This is a genomic window from Streptomyces caeni, from assembly GCF_042678285.1.
GTDB classification, from domain to species: Bacteria; Actinomycetota; Actinomycetes; order Streptomycetales; family Streptomycetaceae; genus Streptomyces; species Streptomyces caeni.
Genome location: NZ_JBHUDX010000083.1, coordinates 142,929 through 161,275 on the forward strand (window position 1 = coordinate 142,929; position 18,347 = coordinate 161,275).

At 72.6% G+C, this 18,347-nt stretch carries 15 protein-coding genes and 6 pseudogenes (1 of these 21 only partly in view); 15 read left to right on the plus strand and 6 right to left on the minus strand.

Annotation, left to right across the window (positions count from 1 at the left end; genetic code table 11):
- Together ACFSL4_RS27180 and ACFSL4_RS27185 are read right to left on the minus strand one after the other, a co-directional pair.
- Positions 1-877, minus strand: the 5' portion of a protein-coding gene (locus ACFSL4_RS27180; protein WP_381088221.1) for a 4Fe-4S dicluster domain-containing protein. 74 nt of this gene lie to the left of the window's left edge; the window shows 877 of its 951 coding nt (coding positions 1-877); it begins with the start codon at positions 875-877; its stop codon lies beyond the left edge, outside the window.
- A gap of 185 nt (positions 878-1,062) precedes the next feature.
- Positions 1,063-3,453 carry an ATP-binding cassette domain-containing protein gene (locus ACFSL4_RS27185; protein WP_381088224.1) on the minus strand — a complete coding sequence of 797 codons (2,391 nt, stop codon included), beginning with the start codon at positions 3,451-3,453 and terminating at the stop codon, positions 1,063-1,065.
- Positions 3,454-3,578: 125 nt separating this feature from the next.
- Between ACFSL4_RS27185 and ACFSL4_RS27190 the strand changes: the two are divergent.
- Both ACFSL4_RS27190 and ACFSL4_RS27195 read left to right on the plus strand, forming a co-directional pair.
- A pseudogene (locus tag ACFSL4_RS27190) lies at positions 3,579-3,956 on the plus strand (Dyp-type peroxidase); the annotation flags it as partial.
- A gap of 174 nt (positions 3,957-4,130) precedes the next feature.
- Positions 4,131-5,978 (plus strand): phospholipase C, encoded by a 1,848-nt coding sequence (locus tag ACFSL4_RS27195; RefSeq protein WP_381088227.1) that lies wholly within the window; start codon positions 4,131-4,133, stop codon positions 5,976-5,978.
- A 179-nt stretch (positions 5,979-6,157) separates the two neighbouring features.
- Here the strand turns inward: ACFSL4_RS27195 and ACFSL4_RS27200 are convergent.
- Positions 6,158-6,223: pseudogene (locus ACFSL4_RS27200) on the minus strand (GNAT family N-acetyltransferase); the annotation flags it as partial.
- A gap of 46 nt (positions 6,224-6,269) precedes the next feature.
- Here ACFSL4_RS27200 and ACFSL4_RS27205 point away from each other — a divergent pair.
- Positions 6,270-6,746: an acyl-CoA dehydrogenase family protein gene (locus tag ACFSL4_RS27205; RefSeq protein WP_381088230.1), complete on the plus strand. Its 477-nt coding sequence runs from the start codon at positions 6,270-6,272 to the stop codon at positions 6,744-6,746.
- A 148-nt stretch (positions 6,747-6,894) separates the two neighbouring features.
- The gene (locus ACFSL4_RS27210; protein ID WP_381088233.1) at positions 6,895-7,302 is read left to right on the plus strand and encodes an SseB family protein; all 408 of its coding nucleotides are present in this window, start codon (positions 6,895-6,897) and stop codon (positions 7,300-7,302) included.
- A gap of 50 nt (positions 7,303-7,352) precedes the next feature.
- Here ACFSL4_RS27210 and ACFSL4_RS27215 read toward each other — a convergent pair.
- Together ACFSL4_RS27215 and ACFSL4_RS27220 are read right to left on the minus strand one after the other, a co-directional pair.
- Positions 7,353-7,649, minus strand: a pseudogene (locus ACFSL4_RS27215) (MarR family transcriptional regulator); the annotation flags it as partial.
- 230 nt (positions 7,650-7,879) lie between these two features.
- Positions 7,880-8,465, minus strand: a pseudogene (locus ACFSL4_RS27220) (LacI family DNA-binding transcriptional regulator); the annotation flags it as partial.
- Positions 8,466-9,239: 774 nt separating this feature from the next.
- On the opposite strand from ACFSL4_RS27220, the gene ACFSL4_RS27225 reads away from it, so the two are divergent.
- Entirely contained in the window at positions 9,240-9,689 is a 450-nt protein-coding gene (locus tag ACFSL4_RS27225) for a hypothetical protein (protein WP_381088236.1), read from the plus strand.
- Positions 9,690-9,737: 48 nt separating this feature from the next.
- Here ACFSL4_RS27225 and ACFSL4_RS27230 read toward each other — a convergent pair whose 3' ends face one another.
- Entirely contained in the window at positions 9,738-10,097 is a 360-nt protein-coding gene (locus tag ACFSL4_RS27230) for a DUF1330 domain-containing protein (protein ID WP_381088239.1), read from the minus strand.
- Between the two features lie 498 nt (positions 10,098-10,595).
- Here ACFSL4_RS27230 and crcB (ACFSL4_RS27235) point away from each other — a divergent pair, with 498 nt between their 5' ends.
- From crcB (ACFSL4_RS27235) to ACFSL4_RS27280, 10 genes and pseudogenes are all read left to right on the plus strand, one after another.
- The gene (gene crcB / locus ACFSL4_RS27235; protein ID WP_381088242.1) at positions 10,596-11,072 is read left to right on the plus strand and encodes a fluoride efflux transporter CrcB; all 477 of its coding nucleotides are present in this window, start codon (positions 10,596-10,598) and stop codon (positions 11,070-11,072) included.
- Between the two features lie 35 nt (positions 11,073-11,107).
- Positions 11,108-11,488, plus strand: coding sequence for a DUF190 domain-containing protein (locus tag ACFSL4_RS27240; protein WP_381088423.1), 381 nt, complete (start codon positions 11,108-11,110; stop codon positions 11,486-11,488).
- On the plus strand, positions 11,485-11,853 hold the full coding sequence (gene crcB / locus ACFSL4_RS27245; protein ID WP_381088244.1) for a fluoride efflux transporter CrcB: 369 nt from the start codon (positions 11,485-11,487) through the stop codon (positions 11,851-11,853). The genes ACFSL4_RS27240 and crcB (ACFSL4_RS27245) overlap by 4 nt, the downstream gene beginning before the upstream one ends.
- Positions 11,854-11,945: 92 nt before the next feature.
- Complete coding sequence (locus ACFSL4_RS27250; protein ID WP_381088247.1) at positions 11,946-12,779, plus strand: undecaprenyl-diphosphate phosphatase; 834 nt, start codon at positions 11,946-11,948, stop codon at positions 12,777-12,779.
- A 112-nt stretch (positions 12,780-12,891) separates the two neighbouring features.
- Positions 12,892-13,623 carry a FadR/GntR family transcriptional regulator gene (locus tag ACFSL4_RS27255; RefSeq protein ID WP_381088250.1) on the plus strand — a complete coding sequence of 244 codons (732 nt, stop codon included), beginning with the start codon at positions 12,892-12,894 and terminating at the stop codon, positions 13,621-13,623.
- A 99-nt stretch (positions 13,624-13,722) separates the two neighbouring features.
- Complete coding sequence (locus ACFSL4_RS27260) at positions 13,723-14,706, plus strand: asparaginase (RefSeq protein ID WP_381088253.1); 984 nt, start codon at positions 13,723-13,725, stop codon at positions 14,704-14,706.
- A gap of 68 nt (positions 14,707-14,774) precedes the next feature.
- Positions 14,775-15,169 (plus strand): annotated as a pseudogene (locus tag ACFSL4_RS27265) (lyase family protein); the annotation flags it as partial.
- Positions 15,170-15,286: 117 nt separating this feature from the next.
- A complete protein-coding gene (locus ACFSL4_RS27270; RefSeq protein ID WP_381088426.1) occupies positions 15,287-16,219 on the plus strand; it encodes a glutaminase in 933 nt (310 codons plus the stop codon).
- A gap of 129 nt (positions 16,220-16,348) precedes the next feature.
- The gene (mptB, locus tag ACFSL4_RS27275) at positions 16,349-17,737 is read left to right on the plus strand and encodes a polyprenol phosphomannose-dependent alpha 1,6 mannosyltransferase MptB (RefSeq protein WP_381088254.1); all 1,389 of its coding nucleotides are present in this window, start codon (positions 16,349-16,351) and stop codon (positions 17,735-17,737) included.
- A pseudogene (locus ACFSL4_RS27280) lies at positions 17,734-18,347 on the plus strand (glycosyltransferase family 87 protein); the annotation flags it as partial. The gene mptB and the pseudogene ACFSL4_RS27280, both read left to right, overlap by 4 nt.

The following is an 18,347-nucleotide window of genomic DNA, read 5'->3' on the forward strand; positions in this document are numbered from 1 at the left end:
CCCCCGCCGCGTGCCGCCACATGTCCGGCAGATCCCGGGTGGTGACGACCGGGTCGGGCGGCAGACCGTAGACCTCCGGCTCGTCCAGCAGCAGGAAGAACGCGCCGTCGCCGCCGACACCGTCGTCGGGGCTCTCGCCGTACAGGCGGGCATCGGTGACGCCCGCCGCGTGCAACCGGGCGACGCGGGCGGCCGCCCGCCGCCGCAGCTCCTCCAGGGGGCCGAACTGGATGGACTCGGTGGGACACGCCTTCGCGCAGGCCGGGTCCAGGCCGACGCCGAGCCGGTCGTAGCACAAGGTGCACTTCCAGGCGCGCCCGTCGCCGCGGCGCTGGTCGATGACGCCGTACGGGCACGCGGGCACGCAGTAGCCGCAGCCGTTGCAGATGTCCTCCTGCACGACGACCGTGCCGAACTCGGTGCGGAACAGCGACCCGGTGGGACACACGTCGAGGCAGGCCGCGTGCGTGCAGTGCTTGCAGACGTCCGAGGCCATCAGCCAGCGCAGCTCGGTGCGTCCGTCGGGCGCGACCGGCGAGAGGGGGGCGGGGGAGGGCGGCGGGGCGCCCAGGCGCCGTGCGGCGTCGAACACGTCGACGTCACGCCGGCCGGTGTCCGGCTCCCGCCCGCCCGGCGGCGTGCGCTGCTCGATGAAGGCCACGTGCCGCCAGGTGTCCGCGCCGAGCCCCTGGGTGTTGTCGTAGGACATGCCGGTCAGTTCGAGGCCGTCCTCGGGCACGGAATTCCACTCCTTGCACGCCACTTCGCACGCCTTGCAGCCGATGCACACGGAAGTGTCCGTGAAGAAGCCCATGCGGGGCGGCGGTTCGGTGCGCCCGGCCGCCCCGCCCCCTTCCGCAGCACTGCCGTGGGCCATGACCGAACCTCCTCGCTCCGTGCCCGCCCTCCCACCGCCGCCTGCGCACGGCGAGCCACCCACGGTGGTCCTTCGAGCCTGGCACGGGTGTCCCCGAGCCGCGCGTTCAAACAGGCGGGGGCCTCGCCGCCGACGTGACCCGGCGCGGCTCGACGGAGCCCGGAGCCTTGACCGGGCCCTCGGGGTCAGGCGCCGACGTAGGCCGCGAGGTGCTCGCCGGTGAGGGTGGAGCGTGCGGCGACGAGGTCGGCGGGTGTGCCCTCGAAGACGATCCGGCCGCCGTCGTGGCCGGCCCCGGGGCCGAGGTCGATGATCCAGTCGGCGTGCGCCATGACCGCCTGGTGGTGCTCGACGACGATGACCGACTTCCCGGAGTCGACGAGCCGGTCCAGCAGGCCGAGCAACTGCTCGACGTCCGCGAGGTGCAGGCCAGCGGTCGGCTCGTCGAGGACGTAGACGCCGCCCTTCTCGGCCATGTGGGTGGCCAGCTTGAGCCGCTGACGCTCGCCGCCGGACAGCGTGGTGAGCGGCTGGCCGAGGGTGAGATAGCCGAGCCCGACGTCGGCGAGCCGGCCGAGGATCGTGCGCGCGGCCGGCGTGCGGGCCTCACCGGCGCCGAAGAACTCCTCGGCCTCGGTCACCGGCATCGCCAGCACCTCGCTGATGTCGCGGCCGCCGAGGTGGTGGTGGAGCACCGCTGCCTGGAACCGCTTCCCCTCGCAGTCCTCGCAGGTGGTGGCGACGCCGGCCATCATCGCCAGGTCGGTGTAGACGACGCCGGCGCCGTTGCAGGTGGGGCAGGCGCCCTCGGAGTTGGAGCTGAACAGCGCCGGCTTCACGCCGTTGGCCTTCGCGAACGCCTTGCGGATCGGGTCGAGCAGTCCCGTGTAGGTCGCCGGGTTGCTCCGCCGGGAGCCGCGGATCGTGCCCTGGTCGACCGACACCACCCCCGCACCGGCGGGGATCGACCCGTGCACGAGCGAGCTCTTGCCGGAGCCGGCCACGCCGGTGACGACGGCGAGCACCCCGAGCGGGATGTCGACGTCGACGTCGCGCAGGTTGTTCGCCGTCGCGCCGCGGATCTCCAGCACGCCGGCGGGCTTGCGCACCGCCTCCTTCAGGCGTGCCCGGTCGTCGAAGTGGCGGCCGGTGAGGGTGCCGCCCGCCCGCAGCCCCTCGACCGCGCCCTCGAAGCAGACGGTGCCGCCCGCCGTGCCGGCACCGGGGCCGAGGTCGACGATGTGGTCGGCGATCGCGATCACCTCCGGCTTGTGCTCCACGACGAGCACCGTGTTGCCCTTGTCCCGCAGCCGCAGCAGCAGCTGGTTCATCCGCTGGATGTCATGGGGGTGCAGGCCCGTGGTGGGCTCGTCGAAGACGTAGGTGACGTCGGTGAGCGAGGAGCCGAGATGGCGGATCATCCTGACGCGCTGCGCCTCGCCGCCCGACAGGGTGCCCGAGGGCCGGGCGAGCGAGAGGTAGCCGAGGCCGATCTCCACGAACGAGTCGAGCGTCTGCTGCAGCGCGGTGAGCAGCGGCGCCACCGACGGCTCGTCGAGGCCGCGAACCCATTGGGCCAGGTCACTGATCTGCATCGCGCAGGCATCGGCGATGCTGATGCCCTCGATCTTCGACGACCGGGCCCCCTCGCTCAGCCGGGTGCCGCCGCAGTCGGGACAGGCGGTGAACGTGACCGCACGGTCCACGAACTCCCGGATGTGCGGCTGCATCGACTCCCGGTCCTTGGAGAGCATCGACTTCTGGATCCGCGGGATCAGCCCCTCGTAGGTCATGTTGATGCCCGCGATCTTCATCCGCGTCGGCTCGCGGTGCAGGAAGTCGTGCAGCTCCTGTGTGGTGTACGCGCGGATCGGCTTGTCCGGGTCGACGAGGCCCGACTCGCTGTAGAGCCGGTGGTTCCAGCCGCCCGCCTTGTAGCCGGGGATGGTCATCGCGCCCTCGGCGAGCGACTTGGAGTCGTCGAAGAGCTGGGTGAGGTCGACGTCGGAGACCGTGCCGCGGCCTTCGCAGCGCGGGCACATGCCGCCGGTGATGCGGAAGCTGCGGCGCTCCTTCACCGTCTGTCCGCCGCGCTCCACGGTGACCGCTCCCGCTCCGCTGATCGAGGCGACATTGAAGGAGAACGCCTTGGGCGAGCCGATGTGCGGCCGCCCGAGCCGGCTGAAGAGGATGCGCAGCATCGCGTTGGCGTCGGTGACGGTGCCGACCGTGGAGCGGGGGTCGCCCCCGAGCCGCTGCTGGTCGACGACGATCGCGGTCGTCAGCCCGTCGAGGACGTCGACCTCGGGCCGCGCCAGCGTCGGCATGAAACCCTGTACGAACGCGCTGTAGGTCTCGTTGATCAGCCGCTGCGACTCCGCGGCGATCGTGTTGAACACCAGCGAGCTCTTGCCCGAGCCGGAGACGCCGGTGAACACCGTCAGCCGGCGCTTGGGGATCTCGATGCTGACGTCCTTGAGGTTGTTCTCGCGCGCGCCGTGCACGCGGATCAGATCGTGACTGTCCGCAGCGTGCGGTGCAGACGACCGCGTGTCCGTCCCCGTGGCCATGCTCATGTTCTCTCCTCAAGGGTGATGCCCGTGGCGGTCAGGCTAGGCGCGGCTCGTTGATCGGCGCTTCTCGATTCCTGATCGGTTCCGGAAGGTGCGAGAATCGACAGGGTCCGGGTGGCATGGACGGCCGCGAGTCGGGCGCGCCGCTCGACGGCGACGCCGAGCACGACGCACCGGACTACGCCGACGACCCCAAGGGCGACGTCATCCCGCTGGACAGCCACATACGGCTCGCCAACCCGCGCACGGCGGACACGGCCGGCCAGCGGATCCTGCGCCGCGCCTACAACTACGACCGGGGCACGGACGTCAACGGCGACCTCGACATGGGCCTGCTGTTCTGCTGCTACCAGCAGGATCCGGTCCGTCAGTTCGAGGCCGTGCAGCGCCGTCTGGCAGGTGAGCCCCTCACCGATTACATCAAGCCCTTCGGCGGCGGCTACTTCTTCGCCCTGCCCGGCGTGCGGGACGCCGCCGACTGGTACGGACGCGCCCTGCTCGGCTGAACCTGTCCGGACAACCTGCCCGCCTCGTTGGTCAATACACGGTCAAGCTTTGGCCGCGCTTTCCTGACCTGGTGTTCACTCCGGGGTCATCATGGCTCCGCCCGGGCGCCGACCGTCCGGCGGAGCATCCTGATCCGTACCGCGCAAGACATCCGTGTCCGGAGGGTAACCAGCATGGGCAGCACAAGAAGACGAGCGGCGATACGGACTTTGGGGGCTTTCGTGGGCGCGGCCGCGCTCACGGTGCTCGGCGGCAACACGCCCACCTGGGCCGCCGCGTCCTTCGGGCAGCACCACGGCCATCCCTCGACGGCCACGCCGATCAAGCACGTGGTCGTCCTCTTCGGCGAGAACGTCTCCTTCGACCACTACTTCGCGACCTATCCCAAGGCGGCGAACAGTGACGGCACCACGTTCACGGCGTCGAAGCGGACCCCGAAGGACATCGACACCCTGGCGCACGCGGGGCTGCTCACGAAGAACCCCAACCAGTACCCGCCCAAGCGGCTCGCCCCGTCGCAGGCCATGACCTGCGACCAGAACCACTCCTACGGGCCCGAGCAGTACGCCGCCGACGGCGGCAAGGCCGACAAGTATGTGGAGAACACCGAGGTCGGCAAGTGCAGCGGCGGCCTGTTCGGCGAGCCGGGCCTGGTGATGGACTATTACGACGGCAACACCGTCACCGCGCTGTGGAACTACGCCCAGCACTACTCCCTCAACGACCGCTCCTTCAGCTCGGTCTACGGCCCGTCCACGCCCGGCGCGCTCAACCTGGTCTCCGGTCAGACGCACGGTGTGGTCTCCACGGACCCCGCCTCCGGCACCGAGAACCCGAAGCAGACCCCGACGCCCGACCCGTACACCGTCAAGTCCCCCGACGCCAAGGGTGTCGGCACGGTCGTCAACGACCCGGACCCGGCGTACGACGACTGCTCCGGCAAGGACCACACCAGCAGCAACGCCCTCGCGGCGATGCAGGGCCGCAACATCGGCGATGTGCTGAACGCCCGGAACATCAGCTGGGGTTGGTTCCAGGGCGGCTTCCGCCCGTCCACCGCATGGGACGGCGAGCAGGGCCACTACGCCAAGTGCGACACCACGCACACCAATGTCGGCGGCGCCTCGGTCGTCGACTACAGCCCGCACCACTCGCCCTTCCAGTACTACAAGTCGACGTCCAACCCGCACCACCTGCCTCCCCGGAGCGTCGACGAGATCGGCCACGCCGGCCAGGCCAACCACAACTACGACCTGACCGACTTCGACGCCGCGCTCAAGGCGGGCAAGCTCCCCGCCGTCAGCTTCGTGAAGGCCGCCGCGTACCAGGACGGCCACGCCGCCTACTCCGACCCGGTCGACGAGCAGCACTTCCTCGTCGACCGGATCAACGCGATCCAGAGCGCGCCGCAGTGGAAGTCCACCGCCGTCGTCATCGCCTACGACGACTCCGACGGCTGGTACGACCACGCCTACGCGGCGCCGCGCAACGGCTCCACGGACACCTCGCTCGGCTCCAACGGAAAGGCCACCGACAGCCCGGCCTGCCAGGCCGGCCCGGCGGCGTCGGGCGGTTACGCGGACCGCTGCGGGCCCGGCACCCGTCAGCCGCTGCTCGTGGTGTCCCCGTACAGCAAGGTCGACAAGGTCGACCACACGCTGACCGACCAGTCCTCGATCATCCGCTTCATCGAGGACAACTGGCACACGGGCCGGATCGGTGACCACTCCTTCGACGCCACGGCCGGGTCGCTGTCGGGCATGTTCGACTTCCGGCACCCCAACAACAAGCAGGTCCTGCTGAACGCGGACGGCTCGGTCAGGTCGGTCGGCCCGGTGCGCCCGGTGAAGGCCGTGGCCACCGGCATCACCCCGGGCCCGGCGATGCAGAACACGGCGGCGGCCACGGACGCCTCCTCGTTCCCCGGTGTCCCGGTGGGCATCGCGGCGGGCGCACTCGTGGCGGTCGGCGCCACGGGCACGTACCTCACCCTGCGCCGCAGGCAGCGCGGCACCGCCTGACCCGCGGACACGGCGGGCGGCGGCTCCGGGGGTACCCGGGGCCGCCGCCCGCGCGCACGCAGCCTGACGCCGCCGCTCGGCCCGGGCATATCGCCTGCCGGCCTTCGCATCCGGCTTTCAGTCCCGGGCGAGGAGCCCGAGCGGCACCTCCTCCAGGAACTCGCCCATCACCCGGGGGTGTGATCGTCGATGCCCCACAGCGTGGCGGTGCCGACCAGCGTGCCGCCGTCCAGCTCCACCACGGAGTGCCGGTTCAACCGGTCGGCGGATGAACCTACTTGACGCTTTCCGGTGGGTACGCCCGCACGGCGTACGCGGCCGCCGACGCATACGCGCGCATCGTCGCCGCCCGCCCCCGGCGGCCCCCCGTGCACCCGCGCCCACCTGCCCGACTACCAGCGCCGATTCGGCGAGGCGCTCGCAGCGGTCCACACCGCCCGGGCGGCGCTGCAGCGGTGCGCCGAGGACCGGACGGAGACCTGCCGGCGCAACGTTCTCGCAGTAGCCCCCTTCACCACCGCCGAGGACAACCGGCTGGCGCTGGTCTTCCTCGCCGCGGGGCACATGGCCTGGGACGCGCTCCAGGGCGTTCTCTTCCGCACGGCCGGCTCCCGGCACGCCCGTGACGGCGCACGGACGCAGCGCTGCTTCCGCGACGCGGCGACGTACCGGACGCACGCCGGGGCGTCGATGGCGGAGCCGCTGTACCGCCGCGTGGGCTGCGACCGGTTCGGACTGCCGTCGGACGGCATTCCCCTGATCGCCTGACCGCGTCCCGGCGGCTGGGTTCCGGGCCGGGGAAAGATCCGGTACGGGCGGCATGATTGCCCCGGCCCCGGGCGGGTACGCGACGGGAGCCTGCCCGGAGCCGACGGTTCCGGAGTGTGCCCGTCCGCCACGACCTGGGGATCTGACCATGGACATACCCAAGAACGACAGCCACTCGACCGCGGCTCAGACGGCACTCACCACCCTCGCGGTGGACGCCGAGGACTCCGAGGCGCTGGACACGCTGGCCGGGAGCGACGTACTGGTGCCCGTGCCGGACGACGTGACCGAGGAGGACGCCACCGACCCGAACGCCGTGGCGCTGCCCGTCCTGGAGCAGCCGGACGGCGAGCAGGCGGTGCCCGTGTTCACCTCCGAGACGGAGATGACCGACCTGTTGCCGTTCGTCTCCCGCTATCGCCTCGTGCCGCTCGGCGCGCTCGCCGCCCAGTGGCCCACCGATGAGCTGCTGCTCACCATCGACGCGGCCTCGCCCCACGGGCTGACCCTCGACTCCGAGGGGGTCCGCACCCTGCTGGCCAGGCCGCAGGGGTGAGCACGGAAGGGTCCGTCCGGTGGACGGACCCATGTCCGGCGCAGGGCGGTTCAGCCCGGTGGGGTCTGCGAGGCCGGCGTGCGGGACAGGACGTCGCGTTGCAGCGGGAGCACGCGGGTGTGCAGCTCGCGGCCCTTGTCGGTCAGGGCGACCCACACCCCGCGCCGGTCCTCCTCGCACACAAAACGCCGCACCAGGCCGTCCTTCTCCAGCCGGCCGATCAGCCGGGACAGGGCGCTCTGGCTCAGATGGACCCGCCCGGCGATGTTCTGTACCCGGCACTGGTCGCCGTGCGCGGGGGCCTCGGCGGCGAGGATGTCGAGCACCTCGAAGTCGCTGGCGCCGAGCGGCTCCTGGCCCGGGCGAGGTCCTTGACGGGGTAGATGATCGTTTTCAGGCCGGTGGTCATGGGGTGCTCCTTCGCGGTACGCGGTCCGGCGTCGTCCGCCGGCCGTTTCACGCTAGGGCGGGGGAGCGGGGTGTGGCTTCTCGAATCCTGACCGGCTGGTTTCCCGGCCGGTCAGGATCCCGGCACCGGGCCCTGGCCGGCCGGTGGGACGCGGCCGGGCCGCCGGGCTCAGGCCGACTCGCCTCTGACCAGCTCCGTCGGCAGGATCACCGCCGCCGGGTCCTCCCCGCCTATCTGCGCCAGCAGCACCCGCACCATCTCGTTGCTGATCCGGTCCCATGGCTGGCGGATGGTGGTGAGCGCGGGCCTCACCGCGGTCGCTGCGGGAGAGTCGTCGAGCCCCTCCCACCGCCACGTCGTCGGGGACCCGGCGGCCCGCCCGCTGGAGCGCGGTCAGCACGCCCTGGGCCATCAGGTCGGACGCCACGAACACCGCGTCCATGTCCGGCGCCCGGGCCAGGAGCCGCTCGGCGCCCGCCTCGCCGCCGCCCCGGCTGTGGTCGCCCGGCACCACGAGCTTCTCGTCGATCTCGACGCCCGCCTCGGTGAGCACCTCCTTGTCGCCCGCGAGCCGCTCGACACCGCCCGGCGTGTCCAGCGGACCGGTGACGACATCGATCCGCCGCCGCCCCAACGACAGCAGATGGCGCACCATGTCCCGGGCGCCGTCCCGGTCGTCCGCGGCCACACAGCTCACCTTGGAGCCGAGCCCGAGGGGCGTGCCGCACGCGACCAGCGGCACGCCCGCCTCGCGCGCGTAGGCGAAGGAAGATCGCCAGCCGGGTGAGGGAGGTGATCCGCACCCGCTCGGTGTCCAGCATCAGGGCCGCACGGCGCCACCGTCTCTCACCCGAACCGGGCTCCCACTCCGTCGAGGGGACGACGGTGCCCCACGCGAGTCGCGCTGAGTGGGCCCTGCTACCACCGCTCTTCGCCGGCCGCGCCACGGCCACCGGCGCCACCGCGGCCGTGGCGCTCGCCGCGGCGGCGCCTGGGCACCGGCGGCGCCCCCGCCCTCCCGGCACCCGGTCAGCACGGCGGTCGGCGTCACGGCCGTGAGTGCGACGACGGCAGGCCTGAGGCGGTCGGTTCTCGTCCGGGACGGTCCCCCCTGTCACGGGCGGTCCGGTCGGCCGCACCCCGGGCCGGACCGTGACAACGCCCCCGCCGCGCCGCGGCACCGCGACGGCCGGTGCCACTCAGCCGGGGCACGGCGGTCGCAGGGTGCGGATCATGCGACGCCGGCGGCGCTCACTGCTCGCCGGCGCCCTCGTCCGCCCGGTACGTCTTGGTCCAGGTGGCGCCGCAGCGGCAGCGGGACATCTCGACCAGGTCCCCGTCCTCGCTCACACTCAGACCGTTCGCAACGCGAACGTGAACATGCTCACCCATAAGGCTTCTCCTCGGAACCGGCGTGCATCCATTGAACGAAACGCCGGGACGGTCACCGAGCGAGCGCCCACATACTGAGACGGGAGGATGTGCCGCCGGAGGAAAACGGGGCGAAAGGGAAGGGAGGTGCCGGACGATGGCACGGCTGCTCGCCGAGGACGATGACCTCCTCGTCCACCTGTCGTGGTGGGAGAAGGCCGCCGCACGCCACCGCGATGTGCGGGTGCCGTCGGCGGCCGTGCGCAGGGTGACGGTCGAGCCCGACTGGTGGCGTGCCCTGCGCGGAGTGGCCCGTGGCGGCGTATGGATCGCCGGGACGCTGTGCATCGGCGAGCGCGGCCACCAGGGCGGGAAGGACTTCGTGGTGGTGCGCCCCGGCAGGCCCGTGGTGTGCGTCGAGCTGTGGCCCGGCGCCCCCTTCAGCCTTCTCGCCGTCTCCGTGCGGGACGATCCGGAGGTCACGGCACGACGGCTTCGCCGTCTGGCACCCAGGATCGACGCGTCCACCCCCTGGCGGCAGGCGTTGCCGGTTCCCGGGGAAACGGATCCGCCGGAGGCGACGACGGCAACGAGGCCCGGCGGGTGAGGCCCCGCAGGTGAACCCCGCCCCCTGCGCGGTGTGCCGTCGACGCGCTCAGCGCCGGCGCCCGGCCGCCCCCGCCTGCTCCCGCAGCTTCGCCGCCCGCTCACGGGGGTCGTACTTCGGCCCGACACCCTCCACCAGCACCACGTCGCCCTGGACATGGTCGGTCCGCAGCCGCAGGATCTCCTGGTAGGCGGGGGACGCGTACCACGCGCGGGCCTCGGCCAGGCCGGGGAACTCGATCAGCACCATGCTGCCGGGCCAGGTGCCCTCCACCACCTCGGCCGGAGGGCCGTGGACGACGAAGCGCCCGTGGAACGGGTCGAGGGTCGCCTGGATACGCTCCAGGTATTCCAGGATGTCGGGATGGTGACGGCGACTGCGCAGATGCGCGAAGCCATAGGCGGACACGTCGGGCTCCTCCGTTCGCTCCTTTGCGTCCCGTGCGGGACGACGCGCCGAACGTAGTCAGGAGGGCCCGCGCACGGCGATTACCCCTGAGGTCATCGCCGCCGCCACCGACGCGGGCCGGGCGTCGCCTCCGCGGCACCGTCGCGCGGCCCGGAACCGGTCGGCGGGACCCCTGGCCGCCGGGGGCCACGGGCGGCTCGGCCGGTCCGGGCCGTGCAGGGCCCCGCCGGGACACGCCCGTGTGTGCAGAAGCCGCACCAGGTGCCGGCGCGGGCCCTGCCGCCCGCCGGTCTTCGTGGGGCTTCCAGGTCGGACGAGCACGGCGGTGCGCGGCCCGCGCCCTCGGCGTTACCCTGTTCCCCGGCCGCGATCATGTCTCGCGGCGCGGTGGTGGGGCCCGCCGTACCCGAACCGCGGCAGCGCCGCCGCCAACGGTCCCTACTTGCGATCGAGTCTGCCCTCCGGCAGGGCCCCGGCGAGTAGGAGAAGTACATTTCCATGAGCGTTCCGCACCCCAACAGCGTCGGCGAGCCAGGTGCCGCCACGCCCGAGGCCGAGCCTCGGCCGTCGCCCTGGCACGGTCAGGGCCCCGTCGTGGCGGTCGTCGCCCTCGGCGGCGGCGTCGGCGCCACGGCCCGTTACGCCGCCTCGCTGCTGTGGCCCGCGCCCACCGGCGGATTCCCCTGGGCGGTCTTCTGGGTCAATCTCGCCGGCTGCGCCGTGATCGGCGTCTTCATGGTCGTGATCACCGATGTGTGGGCGGCCCACCGGCTGGTGCGGCCGTTCTTCGGCACGGGTGTCCTCGGGGGCTTCACCACCTTCTCGACGTACGCCGTCGACATCCGCAGACTGATCGACGCGGACCATCCGCGCACCGCGCTCGCCTATCTGTTCGCGACCCTGCTCGGGGCCCTCGCGGCGGTCTGGCTCGCGGTGGCGGCGACCCGTCGTGCCCTGGCGTGGCGGCAGCGATGAACGAGACCTTCGACCGGCGGCCCGCGGAGGCGGCGATGACAGAACTGACCGGCAGGGCCCTGCGCCTGACCGTTTTCGTCGGTGAGAACGACACATGGCACCACAAGCCCCTGTACGCCGAGATCGTGCACCGCGCGCACGCCGCCGGACTGGCCGGCGCGAGCGTCTTCCGGGGCATCGAGGGCTTCGGCGCCTCCTCGCTGATCCACACCTCCCGGCTGCTGTCGCTGAGCGAGGACCTGCCGGTGGCCGTCATCGTCGTCGACAGCGAGGAACGCGTCCGCGCGTTCCTCCCGCAGCTCGACGAACTGGTCACCGAGGGGCTGGTGACCCTCGACGAGTGCGAGGTCATCAGGTACGTGGGACGGGGCGGTGCCCCGCACCGGGCACATGGGAAAGGTGAGAAGTCGTTGTGAACTGGCTGCTGGTGATCGCCGGTGCCATGGCGGGCGCGCCCCTGCGCTACCTCACCGACCGTGCGGTGCAGCTCAAGCACGACACGGTCTTCCCGTGGGGCACCCTGGTCGTGAACATCGCGGGCTGTTTCGTCCTCGGCCTGGTGACCGGTGCGGCCTCCGCCGGCCATGCCTCACCTCACCTGCAGCTTCTGCTCGGCACGGGGCTGTGCGGGGCGCTGAGCACGTACTCGACCTTCTCCTACGAGACCCTTCGCCTGACCGAGACCGGGGCTGGGTTCTACGCTGCGGCCAACGTCGTCGCGAGCGTGACGGCGGGCCTCGGTGCGGCCTTTGCCGGGGTCTTGGTCGCCCGGGCCCTGTGACCCCGGGCGGCGGCTGTCACCGGCTCGTAGTAAAACCTTCTAGAGCACCACCGTCTACAGCACTGTCGACCAACTTCTCAGAACTGGATCCCATGAGCGCCATCAACGTCGGTCAGGCCGTCGTCCTCGGAGTCGTCGAGGGGGTGACCGAATTCCTCCCCGTGTCCTCGACCGGCCATCTCAAGATCACCGAGGGGCTGATGGGGATCCCCGTCGACGACCAGGCCGTCGTCGGCTTCTCCGCCGTCATCCAGGTCGGCGCGATCGCGGCCGTGCTCGTGTACTTCCTCAAGGACATAGTGCGGATCGTCTCGGCGTGGTTCCGGGGTCTGCTCCATCGTGAGGAGCGGCACAACCGCGACTACAGGTTCGCCTGGTGGGTGATCGCCGCGACCGTGCCGATCGTCGTGGTGGGCCTGGCCGCCAAGCCGCTCATCGACGGCCCGCTCGCCTCGCTGTGGGTCGTGGCGGCGTCGCTGATCGTCGGCAGTGGTGTGATGTGGGCGGCGGACCAGATGGGCCGGCACAAGCGGGGCGAGGACGACACCTCGTTCAAGGACGCGATGCTCGTGGGTTCCTCGCAGATCCTCGCCCTGCTCTTCCCCGGCTTCTCCCGCTCCGGCGCCACGATGTCCACCGCGCTCATCCTCGACCTCGACCGTGTCGCCGCCACCCGCCTCTCCTTCTTCCTCGGCATCCCGGCCCTCACCGGCGCCGGCATCTACGAGCTCAAGGACGCCCTGGGTGCGGGGGTGGGCGCCGCGCCGCTCGCCGTCGGCACCGTCGTCTCGTTCGTGGTCGCGTACGCCTCGATCGCCTGGCTGCTGAAGTTCGTCGCCAAGCACTCCTTCAACGCCTTCGTGATCTACCGGATCATCGTCGGCGTGGTGCTGCTTGGCCTGCTCTCGGCGGGCATGCTCGGCTGACGGCACCGCTCACCCTCCGGGGTGCGAGGCCGGTCGCCGGGTCTCGCGCCCCACCGGCGGTCTGCCGGTACGCGCCTTGACAGCTCCCTCCGGCCTCCCCGAGGATCGGCTCGTGAACCTGTCAGACAGCCAGACAGGTGCTCCGGGATCCCGGCGTGTCAGCGCCATGGAGGCGGTCCTGGGCCACCTGCGCCACGCCATCGAGCACGGTGAGTACGCCGTCGGCGACAAACTCCCCTCCGAGGCGGAACTGTGCCGGACCCTCGAGGTCAGCCGCCCCGTGCTGCGCGAGGCCCTGCGCGCCCTGCAGACCATGGGCCTGACCGTCTCCCGGACCGGCAAGGGCACCTTCGTCGTCGCCGACACCGTCGAGGACCCCACCTTCGGCGACTACGCCGCCAGCGACCTGATGGAGGTGCGCCGCCACATCGAGATCCCGGTCGCCGGATACGCGGCCCTGCGCCGCACCCCGGAGAACCTCGACCGCCTGGCCCACCTCCTGGACCGGATGGAGCGGGAGACGGACACCACCGCGTGGGTCGCGATGGACACGCTCTTCCATCTCACCGTGGCCGAGGCCGCCCAGAACCCGGTGTTCCGCCGCGTGATCGAGGAGATCCGGGACGCGCTCGCCCGCCAGTCGGCCTTCCTCAACGAACTGGGCGGCCGGCGCGAACAGTCCAACGGCGAGCACCGGGCGATCGTCGAGGCACTGACCGACGGCTGCGAGCACGACGCGGTCCAGGCCATGACCCACCACCTCGACCGCGTCCGGACGAGTCTCGGTGACATCGTGCGCCGCCGGTCCGGGGACAGTCCCGCCGACGGCGGACCCGCGACGTGAACGAGCCGTCGCCGAGTCCCGCAAGTCCCCCGTTGAGCCTCCCGAGGTGAAGGTGTGAACCACGCAGTGCAGAACGCACGCCCGGCATCAGGGGCCCCCGTGATCCGGGAGCCCCGCCATGTCCCCGTCGCCCACCTCATACGCGGCGGAATCGTCGAAGGCGTCCACTACGGCTCGGTCGTCGTCCTGGGCGCCGACGGAAGGACGCAGCTGCGGCTCGGTGACATCGAGGCCGCCTTCCACCCCCGCTCGGCACTCAAGCCGGTGCAGGCCGTCGCCATGGTGCGGGCCGGGCTGCCGCTCACCGGGGAACTGCTGTCGCTGGCCGCGGCCAGCCACTCCGGCGAGGAGCGGCACCTGGCGGGCGTCCGCCGGATCCTGGGGGCGGCCGGTGTCACCGAGGACGACCTGCGCAACGTGCCCGACCTGCCGTACGACCCGGTCGTGCGCGACGTCTGGGTGCGCGAGGGGCGCCCGCCGTCCCGGCTCGCCCAGAACTGCTCCGGCAAACACGCGGCCATGCTGTACACCTGCAAGGTCAACGGCTGGCCGCTGGAGGACTGCCTCGACCCCGCCCATCCGCTCCAGCGGGCCGTCGCCGGCACCGTCGAGGACCTCACCGGACAGACGGTCGCAGGGGTGACCGTCGACGGCTGCGGCGCGCCCCTGTTCTCCGTGTCGCTGTACGGGCTGGCGCGTGCCGTGGCCCGGATCACCGCCGCACCGGCCGGCACCCCCGAGGCACGGGTGGCGGACGCGATGCGCGCCCATGCGGAGATGGCCTCCGGCTCCGGGCGCGACATCGCCGCGCTGATGCGCGCCGTGCCCGGGCTGCTGGCCAAGGACGGCTTCGAAGGGGTCCAGGTCGCCGCCCTGCCGGACGGCCGGGCCGTCGCCGTGAAGATCGCCGACGGGGCGGACCGGGCGCGCGTCCCGGTCGCCGCCGCGGCTCTGGCCCGCGCGGGGGTCGACCCGGCGGCGCTCGCCGCCTTCGCGGGCGAGCCGCTGTTGGGCGGGGGCGAGCCGGTCGGCCGCGTCCGGCCGGTCGGCGCGCTCGACCCGTTCGGCCGGGCGTGCGCCTGACCGGCCCGCTCACCTTTGGGGGAGGACCCGCACCACCACGACCACGGTCTTCGCGGTGCGCGGGCTTCTCAAAGACCCGCAACGATCTCACGCTGCTGTCCTCGGGGCCGCGTTCGGGCCTGAACGAGATCAACCTGCCGCCGGTGCAGGCCGGTTCGAGCATCGTGCCCGGCAAGGTCGACCCGGTGATCCCCGAGGTCGTCAACGAGGTCGCCTTCGAAATGATCGGCAACGACATCACCAACACCCTGGCCGCCGAGGCCCGATTGCGGGCCGTCGCGGAGAACTTCATCGGCCTGTCACCGCCCTCAATCCGCGCATCGGCTGTGAGGCTGCCACCGCCATCGCCAAGGAGGCGGTCGCCGGTGGGCGGGGCGTCGTCGAACTCGTCCTGGACAGGGGACTCTCGCCGGCCGAACGACGGGCGGCGCTGCCGCGGCCCGAGCCGGTCGCGGGCGGCGGCGCGCCGGAGGTGCGACCGGCCGATGGGCACGGCGCACGGCACGGCGGGGCGGCGCCCGGCGGGTACGGCCCCGCTGGGCGGACGGCGGACGGGCGGCGCGCACCGGACGGCGGCACAATGGTGATCATGTCCCCGTCGTCGGCCTTCCTGCCGGTCCTGGAGCGCATAGCCGCCGAGATCGAGGCGATGCCCGGACGCGGGCGGTCCGCCGACTACATCCCGGCGCTCGCCTCCCGCGACCCGCGCCGCTTCGGCATGGCCGTCGCCGAACTCGACGGAACGGTGTACGGGGTGGGGGAGTGGCGGCAGCCGTTCTCCACGCAGTCCATCACCAAGGTCTTCACGCTCGCCCTCGACCTGGCCCGCGAGGGCGACGCACTGTGGGAGCACGTGGGCCGGGAACCCTCCGGCAACCCGTTCAACTCCCTGGTCCAGCTGGAGTACGAGAACGGCATCCCGCGCAACCCCTTCATCAACGCGGGTGCCCTCGTCGTCACCGACCGGCTGCACACCCGTACCGGCGACGCCTCCGGTGTCCTGCTGGGCTTCCTGCGGGCGGAGAGCGGCAACCAGGACCTCACCTTCGACCGGGAGGTGGCCGCCTCCGAGGCCGCACACGGCGACCGCAACGCCGCGCTCGGCCACTTCATGGCGTCGTACGGGAACATCGGCAACCCGGTGCCGGTGCTCCTGGAACAGTACGTCCGGCAGTGCTCCATCGAGGCGTCGTGCGCGGACCTCGCGCTCGCCGCCGGCTTCCTGGCCCGGCACGGGATCCGCGCCGACGGCACCCGGCTGCTCACCCGCAGCCAGGCGAAGCAGGTCAACGCGGTGATGCTCACCTGCGGCACCTACGACGCGGCCGGCGACTTCGCCCACCGGGTCGGCCTGCCCGGCAAGAGCGGCGTCGGCGGCGGCATCATCGCGGTCGTCCCCGGCCGCTGCACGCTGTGCGTGTGGAGCCCCGGCCTCGACGAGCGCGGCAACTCGGTGGCCGGGGTCGCGGCCCTGGACCGCTTCACCACACTGACGGGCCTGTCGGTGTTCTGAGGCGCCGGCCGGGGCCTTCCCCGGGCACGCCGGCCGTCCGCACACGCCGGTCACGCGCAGGCCGCCCCGGCGAGGGGCGGGCGTCGCCTTCCGGCCACTCCGCGTTGCCACGCTGCCCGAGTGTTGGCCATGGCTTCTCCCGTCGATCTCCGCCGCTGCCAGGCTCTCGGTCTGGCCGGTACCGCCTTTCTCGCGCTGGGCGGCGAGACCGCCGGGGCCCTGCCGACCGCGGACCTGGCCCCTCCCGACTCCGTGCGGGCCGCGCTCGGACTCATGGGGGTGTACTTCGGTGTGGTCCTGCTGATCGCCGCGTGGGCGCTGCTCGGCCGGGTGGTGCGCGGCCCCGAGCCACCCACCCCGCGCGCCCTGCTGCTGGTCCTGGCCGCCTGGGCGGCCCCTCTGCTGCTCGCGCCGCCGCTGTTCAGCAGGGACGTGTACAGCTATCTCGCCCAGGGCGCCATGGTCGACGCCCACATCGACGTCTACACGCACGGACCCGCGCGGCTCGGCGGCCCGCTGGCCGCCGAGGTCGCGCCGGTGTGGCGGGACACCGCCGCCCCCTACGGGCCCGTCTTCCTCGCCGTCGCCTCCGGGCTGTCCGGCCTCACCCGGGGCCAACTGCCCGCAGGGCTCCTCGGTATGCGGCTGGTGGCGCTCGTCGGCGTGGCCCTCATGGCGGCGGCGCTTCCGAGGCTGGCCCGGCAGTGCGGAGCCGATCCGGCCGCCGCGCTGTGGCTGGGCGCCCTCAACCCGCTCGTGCTGCTCCACCTGGTGGCCGGCGCCCACAACGACGCCATCATGCTCGGCCTGCTCGGCGTCGGCCTGCTCGCCGCCCGCGGCCGGCTGCATCTCCTCGGTGTCGTCCTGGTCACCCTCGCCGCGCTGGTCAAGGTCCCCGCCGTACTGGGTCTGCCGGCCGTGATCGCGCTGCGGCGGCACGCCGGCCTCGCGCGGGCGGTGACCACGACGACGGTCGCCGCGCTCGCCACCACGGTCGTGGCGACCGCCGTCACGGGCACGGGATACGGCTGGATAGCGGCCCTGAAGACGCCCGTCTCACCGCACAACTGGTCGCCCACCAGTGTCCTCGGCCGGGTCACGGGAGACCTGCTGGACCGGCTCGGCAGCGGCCTCGCACCCCTCGCGGTCCCGGTCTGGCACGGGGCCGGACTCCTCGCGACCACGATCGCGGTTCTGTTCATCTGGCTTCGGCTGCGGCCCGCGCCGGTCTACGCGCTCGGCCTGAGCCTCGCCGCCGTCGCCGTCCTCAGCCCGGCGATCCGCCCCTGGTACGCCCTGTGGGGGCTGTTCCTCATCGCCGCCGCGGCCCCCAGCGCCTCCGTACGCCGGCGGGTGGCCGCCACCACCGCCGTCCTCGCGCTCGCCGTGCTGCCCAGCGGTGGCCCGCCGGACCTCGCCCAGGTGGTCCTCGCCGTCTCCGGCGCGGTCCTCGCGGCGGTCGTGCTCTGGCAGGCGCACCAGGCCGCCCAGGCGCCGGTACCGGGACGGACCGCGTGAGACCACCCGGCACCGAGAGGGGACGGGTGGCCCTCGTCTTGTGCCTGGCCGCCGCCGTGGCCGCCTTCACCGCCACGGTGCCGCTGCTGCGAGGCTGGTTCGACCTGCGCGTCTACCACGGCACCGTGGACGCCTGGGTGCACCACGGGGGCCACATCTACGACTACCGGGTGCCGGGGACGGCGTACGGGTTCACCTACCCGCCGTTCGCCGCGCTCGGCATGCTGCCGATGGCGTTCGTCGGCCTCGGCACGGCGATCCTGATCACCATGCTGCTCAACCTCGCCGCCGTCGCCGTCGTGCTGTGGATCCTCGCCGGGCGCGACCTGGGCCGCCACGGCTGGTTCGGCTGGGCCCTGGCCGCCTGCGCGCTGGCGCTGTTCGAACCCGTCCGGGACACCTTCTCCTTCGGGCAGGTCAACCTCCTGCTGCTGGCCCTGGTGCTCGCCGACGCCCGGCTGCTGTCCACCGGGCGCGGGCGCTGGGCCGGTGCCGGCATCGGACTCGCGGCGGCCGTCAAGCTCACCCCCGCGCTCTTCGTCGGCCTGCTGCTGCTCGCCCGCCGTTCGGCGGCCGAAGCCGAGCAGCGCGTCCGCGGTGAGCTGCTGGA